This is a genomic window from Microbacterium sp. BWT-B31 (genome assembly GCF_041379855.1).
GTDB lineage: Bacteria > Actinomycetota > Actinomycetes > Actinomycetales > Microbacteriaceae > Microbacterium.
In genome coordinates, this window is record NZ_JBFECU010000002.1 from 243,688 (window position 1) to 266,610 (window position 22,923).

Sequence of the window (22,923 nt, forward strand, 5' to 3'; positions counted from 1 at the left end):
ACGGTACCCTTGGCGCCGTGACCACGCCGCCTTTCCCTCCCGTCTCCGATGCCGATCTCGTCGTGCTCCGGGAGCAGCTGGGCCGCCCCGCGCGCGCAGTCGTCGGCGTCGCCGCCCGCTGCGTCTGCGGCAATCCGACCGTGGTCGCCACCGCTCCGCGGCTTGCCGACGGCACGCCGTTCCCCACGTTCTACTACCTGACCCACCCCGCGGCGACCGTCGCGATGTCGGTCCTCGAGGCCGATCACGTGATGCGCGAGCTGTCTGACGAGCTCGCCGCCGACGCGGGCGTCCAGGCCGCCTACCTCGCCGCGCACGAGGCGTACCTGCGCGACCGCGCTTCGTTCGGCGATGTTCCCGAGATCGAGGGCATCTCCGCAGGCGGCATGCCGACCCGTGTCAAGTGCCTGCACGCGCTGGCCGGTCACGCCCTGGCCGCGGGGCCGGGCGTGAACCCGATCGGCGATCGCGCGCTCGAGCTGTCGACGTGGTCGCCCGATCGGTGCGTGTGCGCCACTCCGGGGCCGGGAGCGAAGGGGGCCGCATGACGCCGTTCGCGCGCATCGCGGCCGGTGCGCTGACAGGGGTGCTCGCGCTGGGCGCGCTCGCGCCGCAGGCGCCCGCGACGGATGCCGGGCCCCCGCCCGGGCGCGAGGGCCCGGCCGCGGCATCCGCCACCGGCACCCCCGCCGCCGTCGACCCGGCGTTGCTTGCGACCAACGACGTCGTCGACCCGGCACGGGCCGCCCAGTACTGGATCGGCGAGTACGGGATCGACTCCGCGTGGCGCACCACGCGCGGCGAGGGCGTGCGCATCGCGATCATCGACACCGGCATCGGCAAGGGACCGCAGGAGTTCGCCGGAGCCGTCGTCGGTGGAACCGACGTGTCCGGGACGGGCTCCGCGGACGGCCGCACCCCGGTGGGCGCGGTCGACGCCAACCACGGCAGCTGGGTCGCCTCTCTCGCCGCATCGCGGGGCACGGGGCCCGACACGGGCATGATCGGCGTCGCACCCGCCGCCGAACTGCTGTCGGTCTCGGTCGGGTTCGGAGCGTCTGCCGCCGTTGCGTTCACGGAGCAGATCGCCGCGGCGATGCGATGGGCGGTCGACAACGGCGCCGACGTGATCAACCTGTCGCTCACGACCAACGAGCCGGACTGGGATCCCAGCTGGGACGACGCGTTCCTGTACGCGTTCGACCACGACGTCGTGGTCGTCGTCGCGGCTGGAAACCGGGGGAGCGGCACCACGCGGGTCGGTGCGCCGGCGACCATCCCCGGCGTGCTGACGGTGGGCGGGGTCGACCCCTCCGGGCGCGCGAGCGTCGACGCGTCGACACAGGGGATCACGATCGGAGTCTCGGCTCCGAGCGAGGAGCTTCTCGGCGTGTCGGCCGACGGCCGGCTCGTGCGGTGGAGCGGCACGAGCGGCGCCGCGCCGATCGTGGCGGGCATCGCCGCCCTCGTGCGCGCGGCCCACCCCGAGCTCGACGCGGCGAACGTGATCAATCGGATCATCCGCACCGCCCGCCCCGCCGCCGGTCAGACCGCGGCGCCCGACCCGCTCTACGGCTACGGACTCGTGGATGCCGCAGCCGCCGTCACGGCGAACGTGCCGACGGTGACCGAGAACCCGATGGGCAGCCTCGCGGACTGGATTCGTCTGTTCCGGCGCGCGCAGGCCTCGCCGCCGCCGGCCCCCGGGGAGGAGCCGGTCGAGGTGCCGCCGCTTCCGCAGATCGATCCGCCCGCGCAGGCCGTCCCGCTGGTTCCGACGTCCGAGACGCTCCTGTACGGCACGCTGCCGCTCACGGCGCTCACGGCCGCGGGTATACTGATTGCGCTCGGCGTCACCGCTGCTGTCCGACGCATCCGCTCGGCGTCCCGGACGCCACGCCGCTGACTCAGGAGGAGTACTCCCCGCCGTGACGAAAAACGTCCCCAAGATCCTCATCGTCGGCGGCGGCTACGCCGGCTTCTACACGGCCTGGAAGCTCGAGAAGCACCTCCGCAAGGGCGAGGCAGAGGTCACGATCGTCGACCCGCTTCCGTACATGACCTACCAGCCGTTCCTTCCCGAGGTCGCAGCCGGCGAGATCGAGGCACGCCACATCGTGGTGGGCCACCGTCGCCACCTGAAGCGCACCACGGTGATCACCGCCAAGGTCACCGGCATCGACCACGCGAGCAAGACCGTGACGATCACGCCCGCCGAAGGCCAGCCTTGGCAGCAGGAGTACGACCAGATCGTCGTGACCGCCGGAGCAGTCTCGCGCACGTTCCCGATTCCCGGCATCGCCGACAACGCGATCGGTCTCAAGACGATCGAAGAGGCCGTCGCGATCCGTGATCGCCTGCTCACCAACTTCGACCGGGCGGCGCTGCTTCCTCCCGGGCCCGACCGCGACCGCCTGCTCACCGTCATCGTCATCGGCGGCGGCTTCGCGGGCATCGAGGCGTTCGCCGAGCTGCGCGCGTTCGCGTCGTCGCTGCTCAAGGTGTATCCGCAGCTGACGTTCGAAGACACGCACTTCCACCTGATCGAGGCGATGGGCCGCATCATGCCCGAGGTCTCGCTCAAGACCAGCGAGTGGGTGCTCAAGAGCCTCGCCAAGCGCGGCGCGCTCGTGCACCTCGACACGCAGGTCACGGGGGCCGTCAACGGCAACGTCGAGCTTTCGACCGGCGAGACCCTGCCGAGCGACCTGATCGTGTGGACTGCCGGCGTCATGGCCAACCCCACCGTCGTGCGCGGCGGCGACCTGCCCGTCGAGGAGCGCGGTCGCATCCGCACGCGCGCCGATCTGCGCGTGGGCACGGCTGACGAGGTGGTCGAGGGCGCGTGGGCCGCGGGCGACGTGTCCGCTGTGCCCGACCTGTCGGGCGGCGGCGTGGGTGGCTACTGCGTCCCCAACGCCCAGCACGCGGTGCGTCAGGCAAAGCTCCTGGCCAAGAACCTGGTCGCGGTGCTGCGCGGCGAGCTCCCGCGCGAGTACGTCCACAAGAACCTCGGCGCCGTCGCCGGCCTGGGCCTCTACAACGGCGTGTTCCAGTCGGGGGGCTTCGCGCTCAAGGGCTTCATCGCGTGGCTCGCGCACCGCGGCTACCACGGCATGGCGATGCCGTCGTGGGAGCGCAAGTGGCGCGTGCTGTGGGACTGGTGGAACAACTTCTGGCTCGGCCGCGACAACGTCTCGCTCGCCACGGTGCAGCGTCCGCGCTACGTGTTCGAAGAGTTCGCGGCGCGTCCGCGTCCGCCGCAGCCCGCTGCGACCGATGCGCCCGCCGCGGCCGCGCCCGTGGCGGCCTCGGTGCCCGCGGCCCGCTGACGCGCGGCTATTGTGGGCGCGACGGGCGTCGGCCCGCGCCCCCGTAGCCCAACAGGCAGAGGCAGGCGGCTTAAACCCGCTCCAGTCCGGGTTCGAATCCCGGCGGGGGTACGTGTGAGGGTCGGTCCGAAGGGCCGGCCCTCACGCGTGTTCGTGTCGTGGGTGAGGCACGGCTTCTGCGCGCCGGTTGCGGTGCGAGAGCGCCTCACCGGCGTCGGTGTGTGGTGCGTCGGCTCTGCACCGTAGGCTGTAGCGATGTGCACCCACCCGAAGGGGACACGATGAGGTTCGATCTGCTCACCGGAGCATCCGCCATCCCGGCCTGGCACGACCCCGCGTCGTACTGGACGGGCCTGTCGCGCGCCGTCGCCGACGTGTCGGGTCCGGTTGCGATCCTGAGCCTGCCCGCGCTTCGGCACAACGCCCTCGACATGCTCGTGCGCAGCGCCGGGGTCCCGATCCGCGTGGCGAGCAAGTCCGTGCGCGTGCGGTCGGCGATCGACGCGACGCTGGCGATCCCCGGGTACCGGGGCATCCTGGCCTTCACCCTGCCCGAGGCGCTGTGGCTCGCCGAGACGCACGACGACGTCGTGGTGGGCTACCCGACCGCCGATCGCGCGGCGATCGCGGCGCTGGCCGCCGACGAGCACGCGGCGCAGCGTGTGACGCTCATGGTCGACGACCTCGCCCAGCTGGACCTCGTCGACGCGGTGGCCGCGCCCGGAGCGCGCCCCGAGGTGCGGGTCGCGATCGAAGCCGACGCCTCGTGGCGCGCGCCCGCGCTCGGCCACATCGGCGTGCGCCGCTCGCCGCTGTACGGCCCCGCTGACGTCGCGAACCTCGCGCGGGCCATCGCGGCCCGGCCCGGCTTCCGGCTCGTGGGCCTCATGATGTACGAGGCTCAGATCGCGGGGCAGGGCGACGCGACCGGTTCCGGCGACGCGATGATCCGGTGGATGCAGCGCCGCTCCGGGCACGAACTCGTCGAGCGTCGCGCCGAGATCGTGGCCGCACTGCGCGATGTCGCGCCCATCGAGTTCGTCAACGGGGGCGGCACGGGCTCGCTCGAGCTGACGGCATCCGATCAGTCGGTCACCGAGCTGACCGCCGGGAGCGGGCTGTTCGCGGGTCACCTCTTCGACGGGTACCGGGCGTTCGATCCGGCGCCCGCGGCCGCGTTCGCCCTGGAGGTCGTGCGAAAGCCCGCGGCCGACATCGCCACGGTGCTGGGCGGCGGATGGATCGCCTCGGGGCCTCCCGTTCCGTCGCGCCAGCCCAAGCCGGTGTGGCCCGCGGGGCTCACGACGTTGCCGCGCGAGGGTGCGGGCGAGGTGCAGACACCGCTTCAGGGCGAGAGCGCACGGGGCCTGCGGGTCGGCGATCGCGTGTGGTTCCGGCACGCGAAGAGCGGTGAGCTCGCCGAGCGCGTCGACCGGTATCTTCTCGTGGACGACGACGCTGTGGTCGACGAGCTTGCGACCTATCGCGGAGAGGGGAAGACGTTCCTGTGACACGACCTGGGGGCACCTGGCAGAACTGGGGAAGATCGGAGTCCGTGCGGCCGCAGCTCATCGAGCGTCCTCGCACCGTCGACGCGGTGCGCCGCTCGGTGCAGTCGGCGGCGGCGCGCGGGCTGCGCGTGAAGGCGGTCGGCGCGGGGCACAGCTTCACCGGCATCGCCGTGGCGCCGGGCGTGCTGCTGGATCTCACCGACCTGTCGGGGCTGCTCGGCGTCGATCGCGAACGCGGGCGGGTGCGCCTGCTCGCGGGAACCCGCCTGCACCAGATCCCGCGGCTGCTGGAGCCGTACGGGCTGGCGATGGAGAATCTCGGCGACATCGATCGGCAGTCGATCTCCGGCGCGATCTCGACGGGCACCCATGGCACGGGAACGCGGTTCGGCGGCCTGGCCACCCAGGTCGTCGCCGCGACCCTCGTCACCGCCGACGGCGAGCTGCTCACGGTGGACGAGCAAGAGAACACCGAGCTGCTGCCGGCAGTCGCCCTCGGACTCGGGGCTCTGGGTGTGCTCGTCGACGTCACGATCCAGTGCGTCCCGGCATATGTGCTGCACGCGCTGGAGCGGCCCGAGGAGCTCACCGACGTGCTCGACCACCTCGACGAGCGTGCCGCTGGCCCCGACCACTTCGAGTTCTACTGGTTCCCGCACACCGAGCGGGCGCTCACCAAGACGAACACGCGGCTGCCCGAGAGCGCGCCGCGGCATCCGCTCTCGCCCGTCGGCAAGTGGGTGGACGACACCCTCATCGGCAACATCGTGCACCAGGCGGTGTGCTCTCTCGGGCGCGCGGTCCCGGCGACCGTGCCGCCGATCAACGGCGTCGCGGCGCGCGTGTGGGGTGACCGCGAGTTCACCGACGCCTCGCACCGCGTGTTCGCGACCTCGCGCGGGGTCCGCTTCCGCGAGATGGAGTACGCCCTGCCCGCCGAGAACGTCCGCCCCGCGTTCGACGCGCTGCGCGCGCTCATCGACGAGCGCGGCTGGCGCATCTCGTTCCCCGTCGAGGTGCGCTTCGCGGCCGCCGACGACCTGTGGATGTCGACCGCGCACGGCCGGGCCAGCGGATACATCGCCGTGCACCGCTACTGGCGTGACGATCCGGCCGAGTACTTCGAGGCCGTCGAGCAGATCATGACGGGCCTTGCGGGCCGGCCGCACTGGGGCAAGATGCACACGCTGGATGCCGCGCAGCTGCGCTCTCGCTACCGGCGTTTCGACGACTTCGTGGCGCTGCGCGACCGGCTCGACCCGCAGCGCATGTTCCAGAACGACTACCTCGAGCGTGTGCTGGGTGGGTAACGGCTGAGAGTGGTCCCTGCGCTCCTGATCGGAGCGCACACCGTGGCTAGGATGAGGGCAGGACGATTGGAGTCACAGGTATGTGGGAATGGCTGATCCCGGTTCTCGTCGTGGTCGCGATCGTGGTGGCGATCGGGATCTACCTGTGGGCGACGTACAACTCGCTTGTGCAGCTCAATGTGCGCGTCGATGAGGCGTGGAGCGACATCACGGTCCAGCTGAAGCGAAGGGCCGACCTGCTCCCGAACCTCATCGAGGTGGTGAAGGGCTATGCCGCGCATGAGAAGGCCGTCTTCGAGAACGTGACCCGTGCGCGCGCCGAGACGTTGGGCGCCGGCGGGCCCGCCGAGGCGGGAGTCGCCGAGGGGCACATGCAGCAGGCGCTGAAGTCGCTGTTCGCGGTCGCCGAGGCCTACCCTCAGCTGCAGGCGAGCCAGAACTTCCTCCAGTTGCAGCAGTCGATCGTCGACACCGAGGACAAGATCCAGGCATCCCGCAGGTTCTACAACGGCGGTGTGCGCGAGCTCAACACCAAGATCAAGGTCTTCCCGAACAACCTGTTCGCGCGAAACCTGGGCTTCCACGAGCGGGAGTTCTTCGAGGTCGTCGACGGCGCCGCCATCTCGGAACCGCCGCGCGTGCAGTTTTGATGCGAGCCGGAGCAATGCCGCGCAGCGGCGTTGATGCGGCTCGGATCAAGGTCGAGTGCCGCCCGCGGGGCGGTGTATCGAGACCCCCCACCGACTGAAGAGACGTCTGCATGTACTCGGCGATCGCGCGCAACAAGCGCAACACGTGGTTCATCCTGGTCGGCTTCGTGCTGTTCCTGGGTGCCATCGGGTTGCTCGTCGGGTGGTTGATGAGCAACAACTGGTGGGTGACCGGGTTCATCCTGCTCGGCGCGATCGGCTACGCGGCGTTCCAGTACTTCTTCGCGAGCCGTGAGGCTCTTGCGATGTCGGGGGCGTTCGAGGTCAGTCGCGAGGACGCACCGCGCTACTACCGCATCGTCGAGAATCTGTGCATCACCACCGGCTCGCCGGTGCCGAAGCTGTACGTGATCGACGATCCCGCCCCGAACGCCTTCGCGACCGGCCGCAACCCCGAGGACGCGGCGATCACGGTCACGACGGGCCTGTTCGAGCTGATGACGGATCGCGAGCTGGAGGGCGTGCTGGGTCACGAGCTCGGGCACATCCGCAATTACGACATCCGGGTCTCGCTGCTCGTATTCGGCCTGGTCGTGGCGGTGGGCATTCTCGCGGACGTGCTCATGCGGATCGCGTTCTTCGGCGGCGGTCGCCGCGGAGGGGGCAACGGCCAGGCGCAGCTGTTCCTGATGATCTTCGGGCTCGTTGCGGCGCTGGTGGCGCCGCTGCTGGCGGGGGCGGTGCAGGCGGCGATCTCGCGCCAGCGCGAATACCTCGCCGACGCGACGAGCGCCATGACCACGCGCGACCCCGACGGGCTCGCGTCGGCGCTCGACAAGCTGCAGCAGTACGGTCAGCCCCTGCAGAAGGCGAACACCTCGATGGCGCACCTGTGGATCTCGGACCCCCTCAAGCCCGGCGCCCTCTCGCGCATGTTCGCGACCCACCCTCCGATTCCGCAGCGCATCGAGCGTCTGCAGACGATCGGGGGCAAGTTCTGAGACGGATGCCGTCGCCCGGCGTCGGTGGCCCGCGAGATGTGCACGCCTGCGGCCAAACGCCGCTGCGGGCCGTCGATGCCGAGGCCGCCGACCTGGCGCGCTGGCTCGGACTCGACGCGCGCGGTCTCGCGACGCGCTGAGCCGCGAGGCGGGAGTCAGCGCACCGAGAGCACGATCTCGTCGCCCTCGAACGAGATCGTGCCGCGCAGCGCCCAGCCCTCGGTGCGGTAGGTGAAGACTGCGGATGCTCCGTCGCGGGCGGTTCCTCTCACGGTGGCGACGATCGCTCCGCCGGTCGCCTCGAACGAGCCGAGGTCGGACGAGAGCACGAGCGCAGGCTCCTGCTCGATGCGCAAAGCGATCGTCTCGAGCGAGGCGAGGTCGGCGGCCCAGGGCACGCGCAGCCCGCAGTGCTCGGGCACGGCGTCCGTGGCCGCGGCGCACTGCTCGGCGTACGCGTCGAGCTGAGCCTGGGCTCGGGCGGTCGCTGCGGGGGAGAGCGATGCCTCGACTGCGGCATCCGTCGTCGTACCGGGCAGCACCACCGCCTCGGCCTCGCCATCGAGGATCCCGCCGGGGGCGGCTGTGACGGTGTAGGCGGCCGGAAGGAATGGTGCGGGCTCGGCGGCCGGGATGACGACGGATCCGACCGCCACCGAGTCGCCGACTGTGGTGCTCGCGGTGATCGCGCCGAGCGCGTCGGCGGTCAGGCGCCATCCGGAGTCGCTTTGGACGAGTGTGAACGAGGCGGTGCGGTGGCTGCCGGCGAGGTCGAACGACACGTCGGCGCGCATGTCCCCGCTGTCGGCGGAGCTGATGTGCTCGATGCTCGGGCCGCTGAGCAGCCCCGTCGCGCCCGCCAGGGCGTCGGTGAGATCGTCGCCGCCCGGTGGCGGCGCGTCGAAGAGCGCGAGCGCCGCATCCGCGTCACCGGACGCGAGGGCGCCGAGATACTGCTTCACCACCGCGTCCGCCGCGGTGGGGCGCGACAGCGTCCACCAGGCGACCCCCGCCGCGGTGATCGCGACCGCGGTGCCGACGGCGACCCCGATGACGAGTGAGCGTTTCACCGATCCAGGCTAACCGGGCTCGTCGGCGACGAGCGACTCGGGCTCTGGCGGGCCGGCCGGATGCCGCGATGCCTCGGGCAGGGCAGAGGCGAGGTCGTCGGCGGCGTCGCCCCAGTCCGACACCGAGACGCGCTCCAAGCCCTGCCACCGGGCCGCCTCTCGCAGCTCGCCCGCCAGCCGCTCCGCAGCGTGGGCGGGCGCGCCGTGCTCCCACCACGCCGACTGCACCCGCAGCGTCGAAGAGGCACGGTCGGCCTTGAGGTCGACGCGGCCGACGAGCGTGTCGCCGACGAGCACCGGCAGCGAGTAGTAGCCGTACCGCCGCTGCGCGGCGGGCGTGTAGATCTCGATGCGGTACTCGAAGCCGAACAGCCGCTCGGCCCGATCGCGGAACCACACGACGGGGTCGAACGGCGTGAGGATCGCCGTCGCGTCGATGCGACGGGGGATCGCGGCATCCGTGTGCAGCCACGCCTTGGCCGGGCGCCCCGCCGTCGTCCAGCCCTCGACCTGCACGGGGACGAGTTCGCCCGCGTCTTCGAGTTCGCCGATCGCCGCCATCATCGCGGGCCGGTCGCGCACGCGCCAGTAGTCGGCCAGATCGGATGCCGTCGCCACGCCGTAGGCGCGCGCCGCGCGCCGCGTCAGCTCGCGCAGCGCGTCGGCTCGCGGCACCGGCGCGGCGAGCGCCGCCGCAGGCAGCACCTGCTCGGCGAGCCCGTACGTGCGCTCGAATCCGCGCCGCCCGGCGATCGCGACGTCGCCGAACAGCCACAGCCGCTCGAGGGTGTGCTTGACGGCGTCCCAGTCCCACCACGGCCCGCGCGTCGTGCGCTGCGCGTCGCGCTCGATCTGCGCCGGGCGCAGCGGCCCGCGGTCGGCCAGCTCCGAGCGCACCCAGTCGATGGTCGCGCGGTTGCTCTCGTGCCAGTCGTCGCCGCCGTACTTCGCGCGCAGCTCGTCCATGCGAAAGCGGAACAGCCCCCAGTCCTCGGCGGCGATGAACGCGGCGACATGCGCCCAATACTCGACGTAAGGCGCGCGCCGCGCGAACAGCAGCCGGTCGAGCTGCGCCTGGTCGTAGGCGCCCAGGCGCGAGAACAGCGGCATGTAGTGCGACCGAGCGAAGACGTTGACCGAATCGATCTGCAGCGTCGACATGCGTCGCAGCGACGTGTTGAGCTGCCGTGTGCCGGGGGAGGGCGGTCGGGATGCCCCGAAACCCTGCGCCGCGAGGGCCACGCGGCGCGCCTCGGCCGCGCTCAGGTTCGTCCTCATTCGCGTCAGCATAGCCACGCCCTCCGACACCGCTCGGGCCCGGCCACGAGTGCGTCGTCGCAGCACCCTAGAATTGCGGGATGAGCGGCCACGACGAGAAGCCTCGCACGGGACTGTTCGACGCGCTGCGAGATCGCCAGCGGATCGTCTCGACCGAGCTCTCGCCCACGATTCCGCGGGGCCTGCGCATCGCGACGGCCTACTCGTGGCGGCTGCTCATCGTCGCCGCCGCGATCGGGCTCGGCATCTGGCTGGTGATCCAGCTGAAGCTGCTGGTCATCCCGCTGATGATCGCGGTCCTGATCACAGCGCTGCTGTGGCCGGCGTTCTCGTTCCTGCTGCGCCATCGCGTGCCCAAGTGGGTCGCGATCGTCATCTCGATGGTGGGCACCCTCGCGATCGTCGTGGGCCTGCTGTGGCTCGTGGTGTGGCAGATCAGGCTCGAGTGGCCCTCCGTGCAGGAGCGCACGACCGAGGCGATCGGCGAGTTCCGCGAATACCTCATCGCGGGGCCGCTGCACCTGACCGCCGAGCAGATCGACGGATTCCTCGGCCAGGCGTGGACCTTCCTCCAGCAGCAGGCCGAGCTGCTGTGGTCGGGGGCGCTGGCGATCGGCTCGACGGTCGGTCACGTCGCCACCGGCGCCGTGCTGGCGCTGTTCATCCTGCTGTGCCTCCTCGCGGACGGCGAGGGCATCTGGCGGTGGGCGGTGCGGCTGTTCCCGCGCAAGGCGCGGCCTGCCGCCGACGGATCGGCCCGCATCGGGTGGGTCACCGTCGTCAACTATGCGCGCACCCAGCTGCTCGTCGCGACCATCGACGCCGTCGGCATCGGTCTCGGCGCTGCACTGCTGCAGGTGCCGCTCGCGATCCCGGTCGCTGTGCTCGTGTTCCTCGGCGCGTTCGTGCCCATCGTCGGCGCCGTGGTGACCGGCGCCCTCGCGGTCTTCCTCGCGCTCGTCTACAACGGCCCCTGGATCGCGCTGTGGATGCTCGTCGTCGTGTTCGGCGTGCAGCAGCTCGAGGGCCACGTCCTGCAGCCCCTGCTGATGGGGTCGGCTGTGAAGGTGCATCCGCTCGCGGTCGTGCTCGTCGTCGCGGGCGGTGCCATGATCGCCGGCATCCCCGGTGCGCTCTTCGCGGTGCCGCTGGCCGCATTCATCAACGTCGTCGCCGTCTCCCTCTCGACCCGTGCGTGGGAGACCGGTCTGAGGCCGCCCGAAGGCGACTTCATCTGGAGCACGGTTCCACGCACCAGGAGGCCCACCGCGTGACCATCCCCACCCTGGCGGAGTTCGAGGACGCCGCCAAGACCCTGTCCGACGTCGCCCTGCACACGCCGCTCGAGACATCCCAGTACCTCAGCGAGGTGATGGGCGTGCCCGTCCACCTCAAGCTCGAGAACCTGCAGCGCACCGGGTCGTTCAAGATCCGCGGCGCCACCTACCGGCTGTCGCGACTGAGCCCCGAAGAGCGCGCGCGCGGCGTGGTGGCGGCCTCGGCCGGCAATCACGCGCAGGGCGTCGCGCTCGGCGCTCAGACGCTGGGCATCCCGGCGACGATCTTCATGCCGCTCGGTGTGCCGGTGCCGAAGCTGCTCGCCACGCGCGGCTACGGCGCCGACGTCGTGCTCGAGGGCGCGACGGTCGAGACGCCGCTGCGGCTGGCGGCCGAGTTCGCCGAGCGCACGGGCGCCGTGCTCATCCACCCGTTCGACCACCGCGATGTGGTGATCGGCCAGGGGACGGTCGCGCTCGAGGTGATGGACGATGTGCCCGACGTCGAGACGATCGTCGTCGGCATCGGCGGCGGAGGGCTCATCGCCGGCGTCGCCGCCGCGGCGAAGGCGAAGGCCGCGGCAACCGGCCGCACGGTGCGCATCGTGGGCGTCCAGGCCGAGAACTCCGCGGCGTACCCGGCGTCGCTCGCGGCGGGCGAGCCGCTCGAGGTCGCCACGGCCCCGACGATCGCCGACGGCATCGCCGTCGCACGTCCGGGAGACACGCCGTTCGAGATCGTCCGCGAGCTCGTCGACGAGGTCGTCACCGTGTCGGACGACGACATCGCCCGCGCGATCCTCGTGCTGCTCGAGCGTGCCAAGCTCGTCGTCGAGCCGGCCGGGGCGGCGGGCGTCGCGGCGATGCTCGCGGGCAAGGTGACCGCCTCGGGCCCCACCGTGGCGATCCTCTCCGGCGGCAACATCGACCCGCTGCTGCTTCAGCGCGTCGTCGCGCACGGGCTGGCGGCATCCGGCCGGTACATGACCCTCCGGGTGCCGCTGCCCGATCGCCCCGGTCAGCTCGCGCGCGTCTCGGAGCTGCTCGCCCTGGCGGGCGCGAACGTCATCGAGGTGCTGCACACGCGGCACGGCCAGGGCCTGCAGATCAGCGAGGTGATCCTGCAGCTGAGCGTCGAGACGCGCGGGCAGGAGCACCGCGCGCACGTCATCTCGGTGCTCGAAGAGGCCGGTTTCGCGCCCACCGTCGTGCAGGACTGACGATCCGATGCCGAAGGCCGGCCCCTTCGGGAGCCGGCCTTCGGTGCGCGAAGAGTGAGATCACTGACCGGTGTAGGTCTCGACCTTCACGATCTCGACGGCGATCTCGCGGCCGTTGGGAGCCGTGTACGAGGTCTTCTCGCCTTCGTTCAGCCCGAGGATCGCCGCGCCGAGCGGCGACGCCTCGCTGTAGACGTCGAGGTCGGTGCCCGAGGCGATCTCGCGGCTGCCGAGGAGGAATCGCTCCTCGCCGCCGGCGACGAGGGCCGTCACGACGGTGCCGGGCTCGACGACCCCGGTGCTCTCGGGCGCCTCGCTGACCTTGGCGGTCTTCAGCAGGTGCTGGAGCGTGCGGATGCGGGCCTCCTGCTTGCCTTGCTCGTCCTTCGCCGCGTGATAGCCGCCGTTCTCCTTCAGGTCTCCCTCTTCGCGCGCGGCTTCGATGCGCTTGGCGATCTCTTCACGACCGGTCGTGGAGAGGGCTTCGAGTTCGGCTGCCAGACGGTCGTAGGCATCCTGGGTGAGGAACGTCACCGTTGCGTCGCTGGACACGTCGGTCTCCTTCGTTCGGGGGGCGGCGTCGATATGCCAAACGCCCTGGCGCAGGCCAGGGCGTCGTTCGACGTTGTCTGCGTCAGACTACGACACCCAGCAGGAGTTGACCAAACCCGTGGTCGCCTGCGCGACGGTGGGCACGGACTCGCTGAATGCCTGGATGTGCTCGTCGGATGCCTCGTGCTCGACGACCTTCCACCCCACGATCCCGTGCTCCTCGTCCTGCGCCTCGATGACGCACGCGAACGCGCGGCCCACCGGAGCGGTCGCCTGGTAGGTGACCACCACCGCGCGCCCGCCGTCGACGCGGAAGGTCGTCGTGGTGGCCGATACCGAGTTCGCCGCGTTGGACCAGGTCGCCCACGCCACGCCGCTGCCCGCGAGAACGGCGACGGCGATGACGATCCCGACGATCCAGCGCGTGCGCGCCGACGGCGTGCGGCCGTACCGCTCGTCGAGCATGTCCTGCGTCGTCATCAGTTCCGTCCGAATTAGGCTGGAGTTCCAGGCTATGCGCATTCGCGCGGAACGAAGGACTTCATGCACCGATCGCTCGCCTTCCTGGCCGCGACCCCGACGCCCGCCCCGACCGACGTCGTCGACCCCGAGCTGGTCACTCCGGGGCCGTGGGGGTTCGCGATCATCGCGTTCATCGCGCTCGCGGTGATCCTGCTGGTCTGGGACATGATGCGACGCATCCGCCGCGGGCGCGTGCGAGCCGACATCAAGGAGGAGCTGGACGCCGAGGAGCAGGCCGCCGCGGCGCAGTTCGACACCGAAGTCGACGACGAGTCCACCGACGCGGATGGCCAGGACCGCACGCGCTGAGCGCGTGCACGCCCGCCCGGCGGCTCAGCCCGCAACGCCCAGCGAGGGCGACAGCGGCCGCAGCGAGATGAGCAGGCACGCCGTCCAGTGGCACAGGAACGCGAGCACCGTGCACACGTGGAAGATCTCGTGGAAGCCGAAGTGCCCGGGCCACGGGTTGGGCTTCTTCACCGCGTAGACGACCGCCCCGAGCGTGTACAGCAGGCCGCCGATGATCACCAGGATCATCATCGCGGCGTTGGCCTGGAAGAGGTCGACGATGTACATGATCGCCGCCCATCCGAGCACGAGATACAGTGCGACGTAGAGCCAGCGCGGCGCGTTGATCCAGAAGACGCGGAACAGGATGCCCAGCAGCGCCCCGCTCCACACCAGCACGAGCAGCAGGAGCCCCTTCTCGGGCGGCAGGGCGAGCACCGCGAGGGGCGTATAGGTGCCGGCGATGAGCAGCAGGATGTTCGCGTGGTCGATGCGCTTGAGCACCGCCTTGGTCTTGGGACCCCAGTTGAACCGGTGGTACACCGCCGAGTTGCCGAACAGCAGGAGCGAGGTTGCCATGAAGACGGCCGCGGCCCACTTGGCGGGAGTGCCGACGGCGAGCACGATCAGCACGATCCCCGCCGCGATCGCCACCGGGAAGGTTCCGGCGTGGATCCAGCCGCGCCAGGTCGGCTTGATCTCGGTGGCCGTGGCGTCGGCTTTGGCCGCCTCCATCAGGGGCAGGACGGGCACCTCCGGCGCGGGGGGGATCAAGCGGCGCGTGCGTCGGCTCATGCGACCAGGCTAGGCCCATCCGCATGCTTCAAAGGGAACATGCCCAGCCGCGACGGGTGGGACCCGGTCTCACGCGGGTTCGGCGGTTCGGGAGCGGTACCGTAGGGGGGTGACACCGTCGGCGACGAACGAGGGGCGCGGGCCTCTCTACCGCCTCTATACCAACCGGCTCCGCAGACGCCTCGATCCCGACGCGGTGCCCCGTCATGTGGCGATGATGATCGACGGCAACCGGCGCTGGGCCCGTCAGCTCGGGTACGATTCGGCGGCGCACGGCCATCGCGCCGGGGCCGCGAAGATGGTCGAGTTCCTGGACTGGTGCGACGCGGTCGGAGTGAAGGTCGTCTCGCTGTACCTGCTCTCGACCGACAACCTCACCAAGCGCGACTCGAAGGAGCTCGCCGACCTCATCGAGATCATCGCCGACCTCGCCGACCAGCTCTCGCAGGGCCCCGACCGACGTGTGCAGCACGTCGGTCGGGCCGACATCCTTCCCGAGGACCTGGCCCGCGTGCTGCGCGACGCGCAGGAGCGCACGCGCGGCAACACCGGGCTGCATGTGAACCTCGCCGTCGGCTACGGCGGGCGGGGCGAGATCGTCGACGCGGTGCGCAGTATCATCGCCGCGCACGACCGCGAGGGCGGCTCGCTCGAGGAGCTCGCCGCGAGCCTCACGCCCGAGCAGATCGGCGAGCATCTGTACACCGGCGGGCAGCCCGATCCCGACCTGGTGATCCGCACCTCGGGCGAGCAGCGGCTGAGCGACTTCCTGCTGTGGCAGAGCGCGCACTCCGAGTTCTACTTCGTGGAAGCGCTCGGACCGGACCTGCGCGAGGTCGATTTCCTCCGCGCGATCCGCGACTATGCGACCCGCGACCGCCGCTACGGGGGCTGACCCGGAATTTCCGGACGGGGCGGCACCCGGTGCCGCACGCCCCGCGTGCCAGAATGTGACCGTGATGGATCTGGAGTCCTTTCAGGCCTCGTTCGACGGTGAGCCGGGCTATCTCGACTGGGCAGCGTTCGGGCCGCTCTCGCCCTCCGTTCGGACGGAGTCGCACGCCGATGCCGAGCTTTTGGGCTCGGGGCGCCGCACGGGCATCGACATGGTCAAGGATCATGAGCTGGAGGCATCCGACCTTCTCGCGGAACTGCTGATGACGGATGCCTCGCACGTGACGTTCCAGCCGTCGACGACGTACGGGCTGATGCAGGCTCTGTACGGGCTCACCGGCGGCCTGCTCCTCGGACGCCACGAGTTCCCGAGCCTGACGGTGACCGCCCAGCGCGCCGCCGCCGCGCGCGGCGCCCTGGTGCCGCAGTGGGTCGAGCCCGAGAGCGGCTTCATGACCCCGGAGGTCGTGCGCGACGCGCTCACCGACGACACGGCAGCGGTCGCGGTGAGCCTCGTGGACTTCCGGACCGGCTATCGCGCCGACCTCACGGCGCTTCGCGACGTGATCGGCGACCGCCTGCTGATCGTCGACGCGATGCAGGGGTTCGGCGTCGTCGAGGCCGACTATCCGGCCGCCGACGTCGTGTGCGGCAACGGCTACAAGTGGCTGCGGGCCGGGCGCGGGACGGGTTTCGCGTGGTACGGCGACCGCGCCCTCGAACGGCTCGAGCCGGTGCTCTCGGGCTTCGCCGGCGCCGACGGCGACACGCTCGCCGGCGCCGGTCCGATCCCCTCGGTCGCGGCGTCCGCGCAGAGGTTCACCGTCGCGACTGCCGACCACCTGGCCGTCGCGCGCCTGGCCACGGCGCTGCGCGACATCCGCGATCTCGGCGTCGATGTGATCGAGCGCGAACTGGCGGAGCGGACGAAGGACGTGATCTTCTTCGCCGACCGGTACGAGGTGCCCGTCCTGACCCCCCGCGACGCCGAGCACCGCGCCGGCATCGTCACCCTGGCCCCGGCCGCGCAGGACGCGGCGCCGCTCGCGGCGTCCCTCGTCAACCACGGCCTCACCGTGACCGTGCGGGCGGGGCTCGTGCGAGTCGCCCCGCACGTGGGCACCGGCGCCGACACGCTGCGCCTGTTCGGCGACGCCCTGGCGGCGTTCTCGTCGGCGCGGGTGTGGTGACCGGCGAACGTCTCGGCCGCATCGTCGCGAGGAATTAACCCGGCCGTAACCGCCGTTCAGCGTGTCGGCGTGTGCGGGCCCTGCGGGCCGACGTACCTTCGAGGCATCGGGTAAGGCACCCGATCGAGTCGGCCACCTGGTTCACGACTCGTGACTCACACGGTCGACTCGCTGAGCCGGGTCCGCGAGGGCCCGGGGCAGGAGCGGGTTGTGACCTCACGAGCACCACAAGAGCAGCTGCCAGACCTCGACCAGGCGGAGCGCGAGCCGTTCGACCAGGAAGACACCCTTCGCACGTATGTGCTGGACACGTCGGTTCTCCTCAGCGATCCGCGCGCGTTCTTCCGGTTCGCGGAGCACAGTGTCGTGATCCCGGTGGCGGTGATCTCCGAGTTGGAGGGCAAACGCCACGACCCGGAGATCGGGTACTTCGCCCGCCAGGCGCTGCGGCATCTGGATGAGCTGCGCGTCGAGCACGGGCGGCTCGACTTCCCTGTTCCGGTGGGGCGCGGAGGTACCCTGCGGGTCGAGCTCAACAACACCGACTCCAGCGTCCTTCCTTCGGGGATGCGGCTGGGCGACAACGACAGTCGGATCCTCGCCGTCGCGATGAACATCGCCGCAGGGGGCGTCGATGTGACCGTCGTGTCGAAGGATCTGCCGATGCGGGTGAAGGCGGCGTCGCTCGGCATCACGGCCGAGGAGTACCTCGCCGAGCAGGCCGTCGACTCCGGCTGGACCGGCATCACGACCCTCGACGTGACCGGCGACGACGTGAGCGACCTGTACGAGAGCGAGGTCGGCGCGTGCGACGACGTGCGCGGCGTTCCGGTCAACACCGGTCTGATCATCCACTCCGAGCGCGGATCGGCGCTCGGACGCGTCACCGGCGACGGCTCGTACCGACTCGTGCGCGGGGATCGCGACGTGTTCGGGCTGCACGGTCGCTCGGCTGAGCAGCGCATCGCGATCGACCTGCTGCTGGACCCCGACGTCGGCATCGTCTCGCTCGGCGGACGCGCCGGCACGGGCAAGTCCGCGCTGGCGCTGTGCGCGGGACTCGATGCCGTGCTCGAGCGGCAGCAGCAGAAGCGGATCCTCGTCTTCCGCCCGCTGTTCGCCGTCGGCGGGCAGGAACTCGGCTACCTGCCGGGAGACCAGCAGGAGAAGATGAATCCGTGGGGGCAGGCCGTGTTCGACACCCTCGGCTCGGTGGTGTCGTCGAATGTGGTCGAAGAGGTGATCGAGCGGGGTCTGCTCGAAGTCCTGCCTCTCACGCACATCCGCGGTCGTTCGCTCCACGACGCCTTCGTGATCGTCGACGAGGCGCAGTCGCTCGAGCGCAACGTGCTGCTCACCGTCCTCAGCCGCATCGGTCAGAACTCCCGCGTCGTCCTCACGCACGACGTGGGGCAGCGCGACAATCTGCGTGTCGGGCGCCACGACGGCGTCGCATCGGTCATCGAGACGCTCAAGGGCCACAGCCTCTTCGGGCACGTCACCCTGGTGCGCTCGGAGCGGTCGGCGATCGCGGCGCTCGTGACGGATCTGCTGGAGGCCGGCGAGCTCGCGTAGGCGCCGATTCGTCCGCGAAGAGGCCGATATGCATGAGAAGAGTCTCATGCATATCGGCCCATTCGCGCCGTGGACTCTGCGACGATGGAGTAGTGCCGGGTGACCGCGCACCGGATCTGTGGGGACATACGTGCATAGTCAGACGCGATTCGCGATCGGTGGCGCAACCAGCGTCCTCGTGAGCGTCACCGTGGCGTGCGCCGTCGCCCTCACCAACAGTGCAGCACTGGGCGATGTGCCGGGCAGGCCCTTCGGCGGCAGCGGCGTCGTCGTGCCCGCGGGTGCGCCGCGCGCGGCATCCGTCCCGTCAGCGACGGCGCTCCAGCCGGCAGCGACGACGACCCCCGAGACGGTGCCGGCGCCCGAGCCTCAGGACGTGTCGCCGGAAGAGCCGGTTCCCCCCGCGCAGCCCGCACCGCCCGCGCCCGCGCCCGTTGAAGACGCGGCGTTCGTCGATGAGGCGTCGCGCACCGACGCTCCCTCCGCGGCACGCGAATGGGCGGCAGCGCACGGCTGGACGACGGATCACCAGGACGCGCTGGTGCAGCGCGTCCGCGACGCGGTCTCGACCCGCACCACATGGACTTCCGTCCACCACGACGGACGATCCGACGACCGGCACGACCGGTGCTCCGGATCGATAAGGAATCAATCGCGCGATTCCCCAGACAGTCGCGATTGATGGCCGGTGTTTCCCAGCCCGGCCGTTCCCAGGCCCCCGGCGTTCCCCAGCGCCGGGGGCCTTCCCCATCTTCGGGCGCGACCGCGCAGGCGGGTGAGGCCCACCGCGAGCGGGTGAGGCATCCGTTCCGCCGCCTACGGCCGCTCACTCCCAGCGGTAGCCGACTCCGCGCACAGTGACGATGTGTGCGGGGCCGAGCTTTCCGCGCAGGTACCGCACGTACACGTCCACGATGTTCGAGCCCGGGTCGAAGTCCAGGGACCACACCCGGCTCAGCAGTTGCTCGCGCGTGAGCACCTGCTGCGGATTGCGCAGGAACTGCTCGGCGAGCGCGAACTCGCGCGCGGACAGATCGACGTCGCGACCTCCGACCGTCGCGCGGCGACCCAGGATGTCGAGCGAGACGTCGCCGTGCGTGAGCGAGGTGGTCGGGGCGACGGCCGTCTCGCGAAGCCGCGAGCGCACTCGCGCGAGCAGCTCGTCGAACGTGAAGGGCTTCGCGACGTAGTCGTTGGCTCCGGAGTCGAGTCCTTCGACCGTGTCCCGCGTGCTGGAGCGCGCTGTGAGCATGATGACAGGCACCGTCGAGCCGTGCGCGCGCAGCTGACGCAGCACCTCGAAGCCGTCCATGGTGGGAAGCCCCACGTCCAGCAGCACCAGCTGAGCGTCGCCGTGCAGCGCCGCGCCGAGCGCCTCGGCGCCGTCATCGACGATCGTCGTGGCGTAGCCCGCGGACTCAAGGCCGCGGCTGACGAAGGACGCGATGCGCGGTTCGTCCTCGACGATCAGAATTCTCGCCGTCATCCGGATGCCTCTCTCTGGAGCACGACGTCGCCGGCGCGAACCGGGGCCGGCAGCTCGGTGCCAAGCAGGGGCAGAACGATGGTGAGGGTCGCTCCGCCTCCCGGGGTGTCGGCGACGACGCACTGGCCGCCGTGCGCCTTGGTGATCGCGTCGACGATCGCAAGGCCCAGACCCGACCCGCCCACGGTGCGCTTGCCGTGTGCGCGGTCGAAGCGGCGGAAGATGCGGTGGCGGGCTGCAGGCGGGATCCCCGGGCCGTGGTCGCGCACCCACAGTCGCGCTGCGGACTCGTCGAGCGCGCTGCCGATCTCGATCGGCGAGCCCTCGGGCGTGTACTTCGCGGCGTTGTCGGCGAGCTGCAGCCACGCCTGCAGCAGTCGGTCGTTGTCGCCGAGCACGTGACCGCGTGCGATCGCCTCGACCCTCCACGTATGGCCCGGGATCGCAGCGACGAGCTCTCCGACGCGCGCGGTGAGGGAGCCGAGCAGGACCTCTTTCATGTCGAAGCCGTCACCCTCGACGTTGGCGAGCAGGTTGATGTCCTCGACCAGGCGGGTCATGCGGTCCAACTCCGAGATGCCGATGTCGCGCGCGTTCTCGACGTCTGTGACGTCGGTCGGATCCATCATCTCGAGGTGGCCTCGCACGATCGTGATCGGGGTCTTCAGTTCGTGCCGCACGTCGTCGAGCAGCTGCCGCTGCACATCGACGGAGCCCTCGATCCGGTCGAGCATCGAGTTGACGGTGCGGGTCAGATCGGCGATGTCGTCGTTTCCCCGCTCGCGCAGACGCGGCGACAGGTCGGCGATCGTGATGGAGTCCGCCGCCTCGCGGATCTGCCGGATGGGGGACAGCAGCCGGCCGGCGACGAACCACCCGACGATGCCGACGGCGGCGAGCACCGCGAGGGCCGCGATCCAGTACGTCGTGATCGCGGTGGTGACCGGCTTCAGCTCGGCGCTCTGGTTGATCGCCCGCACGTAGATGCCCGAGTCGGGGTCGCCGGGCATCGAGATCGGGATCGCGATGTAGCGGATCGACCCCTGGTCGGTGAGAGCCGTGCCGTACACCGTGCCGCCCGCCGCGGCGGTCTCTTCGATGATGCGCGCCAAGAACTCGCGGTCCTTCGAGATGTCGAACCCCGAGAGCGTGCGAGGGATGTACTTCACCGTCCCGTCAATGAGGGCCACGGATGCCTCGTTGCGCGCCGGAACGAGCCGTGAGACAACCGCGAAGAGGTATTCCTCCACGCTCAAGAAGTCGTCGATGCGAAGGCCCTCGCCCGCGGTGACCGAGCTGTCGGCGGAATCGGACGAGGATCCCTGCCCCGAGTCCTCGTCGTCGACGCCTGCGATCGACTCGAGGCTTGCGACCTGGGCCACCAGCCGCGCCTGCACCTCGCCGAGGACGAGCTCGCGCTGCACCAGGAACGTGACGCTGCCGACGATCGCCAGGCCGATGCACGCCACCGCGAGGATCGCGCCGAGGATCCGTGCGCGAGCTGAGATGGGTCGCGGTGTGCGTGCCACCCCCCGATTATCTCGCCAGGCGGCCCAGGACCGCATTCGCTGATCAGCCGGCGTGCGTCATGGAGAGCAGATCGAGCTTCTCGTCGAGCTGCTCGAGGGTGAGCTCGCCCCGCTCGACGTAGCCGAGGTCGATGACCGCCTCGCGAACCGTGATGCCCTTGGCGACCGAGTGCTTCGCGATCTTCGCGGCCGCCTCGTAGCCGATGAGCTTGTTGAGCGGCGTGACGATCGACGGCGACATGCCCGCGTACGCGGCGGTGCGCTCGAGGTTGGCCTCGAGCCCGTCGATGGTCTTGTCGGCGAGCAGGCGCGAGGCGTTCGCGAGCAGCTCGATCGACTCGAGCAGCGCGGTGCCCATGACGGGGATCGCCACGTTCAGCTCGAACGAGCCCGACGCCCCGGCCCACGCGATGGTGGCGTCGTTGCCGATGACGCGCGCGCACACCATGAGCGTCGCCTCGGGAACGACAGGGTTGACCTTGCCGGGCATGATCGACGAGCCGGGCTGCAGGTCGGGGATGTGCAGCTCGCCGAGTCCGGTGTTCGGGCCCGAGCCCATCCAGCGCAGGTCGTTGTTGATCTTGGTGAGCGAGACCGCGATGGTGCGCAGGGCTCCGGATGCCTCAACCAGGCCGTCGCGGTTGGCCTGGGCCTCGAAGTGATCCTTGGCCTCGGTGATGGGCAGCTCGGTGTCGGCGACGATCAGCTCGAGCACCCGCTGCGGAAAGCCGAGCGGCGTGTTGATGCCGGTTCCGACCGCCGTGCCGCCCAGCGGCACCTCGGCGACGCGCGGGAGGACCGCCTGCACGCGCTCGATGCCGAGTCGGATCTGGCGGGCGTAGCCGCCGAACTCCTGGCCGAGCGTGACCGGGGTGGCGTCCATGAGGTGGGTGCGGCCGGACTTGACGACCTCTTTCCACTCGTCGGCCTTCTTCTCGAGCGCCACGGCGAGGTGGTCCAGGCCCGGGATGAGGTCGTCGATGAGTTCCTGGGTGACGGCGATGTGCACCGAGGTGGGGAACACGTCGTTCGAGGACTGCGATGCGTTGACGTGGTCGTTGGGGTGGACGGTTCGGCCGAGGTCGGCCGTGGCGAGGGTCGCGAGCACCTCGTTCATGTTCATGTTCGACGACGTGCCGCTGCCGGTCTGGTAGACGTCGATGGGGAACTGGTCGGCGTGCTCTCCGGCGATGATGCGGTCGGCGGCGCGCGCGATCGCGTCGGCGATCTCTGCGTCGAGGGTGCCGAGGGACTTGTTCGCCTGCGCGGCGGCCTTCTTGATGCGCGCGAGGGCGACGATCTGCGCGGGCTCGAGCGGGTCCCCAGAGATCGGGAAGTTCTCGACGGCACGCTGGGTCTGCGCGGCGTACAGTGCGTTCTTGGGAACGCGCACTTCGCCCATGGTGTCGTGCTCGATGCGGTATTCGATGTCGGTCACTTCTT

Annotated in this window: 22 protein-coding genes and 1 tRNA gene; 15 read left to right on the plus strand and 8 right to left on the minus strand. The window is 70.7% G+C overall.

The annotated features are described in order from the left end of the window. Positions 1-17 precede the first annotated feature (17 nt). From AB1K54_RS03780 to AB1K54_RS03815, 8 genes are all read left to right on the plus strand, one after another. The gene (locus AB1K54_RS03780) at positions 18-548 is read left to right on the plus strand and encodes a DUF501 domain-containing protein (protein WP_371201372.1); all 531 of its coding nucleotides are present in this window, start codon (positions 18-20) and stop codon (positions 546-548) included. Further along, positions 545-1,906, plus strand: a complete 1,362-nt coding sequence (locus AB1K54_RS03785) for a S8 family serine peptidase (RefSeq protein ID WP_371201373.1) — start codon at positions 545-547, stop codon at positions 1,904-1,906. Before AB1K54_RS03780 ends, AB1K54_RS03785 begins: the two co-directional genes overlap by 4 nt. A gap of 22 nt (positions 1,907-1,928) precedes the next feature. Continuing rightward, a complete protein-coding gene (locus AB1K54_RS03790) occupies positions 1,929-3,332 on the plus strand; it encodes an NAD(P)/FAD-dependent oxidoreductase (RefSeq protein WP_371201374.1) in 1,404 nt (467 codons plus the stop codon). A 37-nt stretch (positions 3,333-3,369) separates the two neighbouring features. After that, a tRNA-Leu gene (locus AB1K54_RS03795) sits at positions 3,370-3,443 on the plus strand. Positions 3,444-3,613: 170 nt separating this feature from the next. Continuing rightward, on the plus strand, positions 3,614-4,843 hold the full coding sequence (locus AB1K54_RS03800) for an alanine racemase (protein ID WP_371201375.1): 1,230 nt from the start codon (positions 3,614-3,616) through the stop codon (positions 4,841-4,843). Further along, positions 4,840-6,153 (plus strand): D-arabinono-1,4-lactone oxidase, encoded by a 1,314-nt coding sequence (locus tag AB1K54_RS03805; protein ID WP_371201376.1) that lies wholly within the window; start codon positions 4,840-4,842, stop codon positions 6,151-6,153. Before AB1K54_RS03800 ends, AB1K54_RS03805 begins: the two co-directional genes overlap by 4 nt. An 80-nt stretch (positions 6,154-6,233) precedes the next feature. Next, complete coding sequence (locus AB1K54_RS03810; RefSeq protein ID WP_371201377.1) at positions 6,234-6,803, plus strand: LemA family protein; 570 nt, start codon at positions 6,234-6,236, stop codon at positions 6,801-6,803. A 110-nt stretch (positions 6,804-6,913) separates the two neighbouring features. Beyond that, a complete protein-coding gene (locus AB1K54_RS03815) occupies positions 6,914-7,804 on the plus strand; it encodes a M48 family metalloprotease (protein ID WP_371201378.1) in 891 nt (296 codons plus the stop codon). A gap of 155 nt (positions 7,805-7,959) precedes the next feature. On the opposite strand, the gene AB1K54_RS03820 is transcribed toward AB1K54_RS03815, so the two are convergent. Then, on the minus strand, positions 7,960-8,874 hold the full coding sequence (locus tag AB1K54_RS03820) for a hypothetical protein (RefSeq protein ID WP_371201379.1): 915 nt from the start codon (positions 8,872-8,874) through the stop codon (positions 7,960-7,962). Between the two features lie 9 nt (positions 8,875-8,883). Continuing rightward, positions 8,884-10,152 carry a winged helix-turn-helix domain-containing protein gene (locus AB1K54_RS03825; RefSeq protein ID WP_371201380.1) on the minus strand — a complete coding sequence of 423 codons (1,269 nt, stop codon included), beginning with the start codon at positions 10,150-10,152 and terminating at the stop codon, positions 8,884-8,886. 80 nt (positions 10,153-10,232) lie between these two features. Here AB1K54_RS03825 and AB1K54_RS03830 point away from each other — a divergent pair, with 80 nt between their 5' ends. Both AB1K54_RS03830 and ilvA read left to right on the plus strand, forming a co-directional pair. Then, on the plus strand, positions 10,233-11,426 hold the full coding sequence (locus AB1K54_RS03830) for an AI-2E family transporter (RefSeq protein WP_371201381.1): 1,194 nt from the start codon (positions 10,233-10,235) through the stop codon (positions 11,424-11,426). Further along, positions 11,423-12,649 (plus strand): threonine ammonia-lyase, encoded by a 1,227-nt coding sequence (gene ilvA / locus AB1K54_RS03835; protein ID WP_371201382.1) that lies wholly within the window; start codon positions 11,423-11,425, stop codon positions 12,647-12,649. Before AB1K54_RS03830 ends, ilvA begins: the two co-directional genes overlap by 4 nt. 60 nt (positions 12,650-12,709) lie before the next feature. On the opposite strand, the gene greA is transcribed toward ilvA, so the two are convergent. Beyond that, positions 12,710-13,201: a transcription elongation factor GreA gene (gene greA, locus AB1K54_RS03840; protein ID WP_371201383.1), complete on the minus strand. Its 492-nt coding sequence runs from the start codon at positions 13,199-13,201 to the stop codon at positions 12,710-12,712. An 87-nt stretch (positions 13,202-13,288) separates the two neighbouring features. Continuing rightward, on the minus strand, positions 13,289-13,681 hold the full coding sequence (locus AB1K54_RS03845) for a DUF4307 domain-containing protein (RefSeq protein ID WP_371201384.1): 393 nt from the start codon (positions 13,679-13,681) through the stop codon (positions 13,289-13,291). A 63-nt stretch (positions 13,682-13,744) separates the two neighbouring features. On the opposite strand from AB1K54_RS03845, the gene AB1K54_RS03850 reads away from it, so the two are divergent. Then, positions 13,745-14,032 carry a hypothetical protein gene (locus tag AB1K54_RS03850; protein ID WP_371201385.1) on the plus strand — a complete coding sequence of 96 codons (288 nt, stop codon included), beginning with the start codon at positions 13,745-13,747 and terminating at the stop codon, positions 14,030-14,032. A 24-nt stretch (positions 14,033-14,056) separates the two neighbouring features. Here AB1K54_RS03850 and AB1K54_RS03855 read toward each other — a convergent pair whose 3' ends face one another. Then, the gene (locus tag AB1K54_RS03855) at positions 14,057-14,806 is read right to left on the minus strand and encodes a hemolysin III family protein (RefSeq protein WP_371201386.1); all 750 of its coding nucleotides are present in this window, start codon (positions 14,804-14,806) and stop codon (positions 14,057-14,059) included. Between the two features lie 109 nt (positions 14,807-14,915). On the opposite strand from AB1K54_RS03855, the gene AB1K54_RS03860 reads away from it, so the two are divergent. The 4 genes from AB1K54_RS03860 to AB1K54_RS03875 all read left to right on the plus strand — a co-directional run bounded on the left by AB1K54_RS03860 (position 14,916) and on the right by AB1K54_RS03875 (position 19,147). Beyond that, on the plus strand, positions 14,916-15,701 hold the full coding sequence (locus tag AB1K54_RS03860) for an isoprenyl transferase (protein ID WP_371201387.1): 786 nt from the start codon (positions 14,916-14,918) through the stop codon (positions 15,699-15,701). A gap of 64 nt (positions 15,702-15,765) precedes the next feature. Continuing rightward, positions 15,766-16,890 carry an aminotransferase class V-fold PLP-dependent enzyme gene (locus AB1K54_RS03865; protein ID WP_371201388.1) on the plus strand — a complete coding sequence of 375 codons (1,125 nt, stop codon included), beginning with the start codon at positions 15,766-15,768 and terminating at the stop codon, positions 16,888-16,890. A 237-nt stretch (positions 16,891-17,127) separates the two neighbouring features. Further along, on the plus strand, positions 17,128-18,465 hold the full coding sequence (locus tag AB1K54_RS03870; RefSeq protein ID WP_371201475.1) for a PhoH family protein: 1,338 nt from the start codon (positions 17,128-17,130) through the stop codon (positions 18,463-18,465). A 178-nt stretch (positions 18,466-18,643) separates the two neighbouring features. Beyond that, positions 18,644-19,147, plus strand: coding sequence for a hypothetical protein (locus AB1K54_RS03875; protein WP_371201389.1), 504 nt, complete (start codon positions 18,644-18,646; stop codon positions 19,145-19,147). A gap of 144 nt (positions 19,148-19,291) precedes the next feature. Here AB1K54_RS03875 and AB1K54_RS03880 read toward each other — a convergent pair whose 3' ends face one another. Genes AB1K54_RS03880 through AB1K54_RS03890 form a run of 3 tightly spaced genes read right to left on the minus strand, consistent with a single transcriptional unit; the run spans position 19,292 to position 22,918 of the window. Further along, positions 19,292-19,951: a response regulator transcription factor gene (locus tag AB1K54_RS03880; protein ID WP_371201390.1), complete on the minus strand. Its 660-nt coding sequence runs from the start codon at positions 19,949-19,951 to the stop codon at positions 19,292-19,294. Then, positions 19,948-21,480, minus strand: a complete 1,533-nt coding sequence (locus AB1K54_RS03885) for a sensor histidine kinase (RefSeq protein WP_371201391.1) — start codon at positions 21,478-21,480, stop codon at positions 19,948-19,950. Before AB1K54_RS03885 ends, AB1K54_RS03880 begins: the two co-directional genes overlap by 4 nt. A gap of 43 nt (positions 21,481-21,523) precedes the next feature. Next, entirely contained in the window at positions 21,524-22,918 is a 1,395-nt protein-coding gene (locus AB1K54_RS03890) for a class II fumarate hydratase (RefSeq protein ID WP_371201392.1), read from the minus strand. Positions 22,919-22,923 lie beyond the last annotated feature (5 nt).

Bases quoted from the DNA above. Each gene is read 5' to 3' on its own strand.
- AB1K54_RS03785 (WP_371201373.1), top strand. From the start codon at position 545: ATGACGCCGTTCGCGCGCATCGCGGCCGGTGCGCTGACAGGGGTGCTC.
- AB1K54_RS03800 (WP_371201375.1), top strand. From the start codon at position 3,614: ATGAGGTTCGATCTGCTCACCGGAGCATCCGCCATCCCGGCCTGGCAC.
- AB1K54_RS03810 (WP_371201377.1), top strand. From the start codon at position 6,234: ATGTGGGAATGGCTGATCCCGGTTCTCGTCGTGGTCGCGATCGTGGTG.
- AB1K54_RS03815 (WP_371201378.1), top strand. From the start codon at position 6,914: ATGTACTCGGCGATCGCGCGCAACAAGCGCAACACGTGGTTCATCCTG.
- AB1K54_RS03825 (WP_371201380.1), bottom strand. From the start codon at position 10,152: ATGAGGACGAACCTGAGCGCGGCCGAGGCGCGCCGCGTGGCCCTCGCG.
- AB1K54_RS03830 (WP_371201381.1), top strand. From the start codon at position 10,233: ATGAGCGGCCACGACGAGAAGCCTCGCACGGGACTGTTCGACGCGCTG.
- AB1K54_RS03845 (WP_371201384.1), bottom strand. From the start codon at position 13,681: ATGACGACGCAGGACATGCTCGACGAGCGGTACGGCCGCACGCCGTCG.
- AB1K54_RS03850 (WP_371201385.1), top strand. From the start codon at position 13,745: ATGCACCGATCGCTCGCCTTCCTGGCCGCGACCCCGACGCCCGCCCCG.
- AB1K54_RS03855 (WP_371201386.1), bottom strand. From the start codon at position 14,806: ATGAGCCGACGCACGCGCCGCTTGATCCCCCCCGCGCCGGAGGTGCCC.
- AB1K54_RS03865 (WP_371201388.1), top strand. From the start codon at position 15,766: ATGGATCTGGAGTCCTTTCAGGCCTCGTTCGACGGTGAGCCGGGCTAT.
- AB1K54_RS03880 (WP_371201390.1), bottom strand. From the start codon at position 19,951: ATGACGGCGAGAATTCTGATCGTCGAGGACGAACCGCGCATCGCGTCC.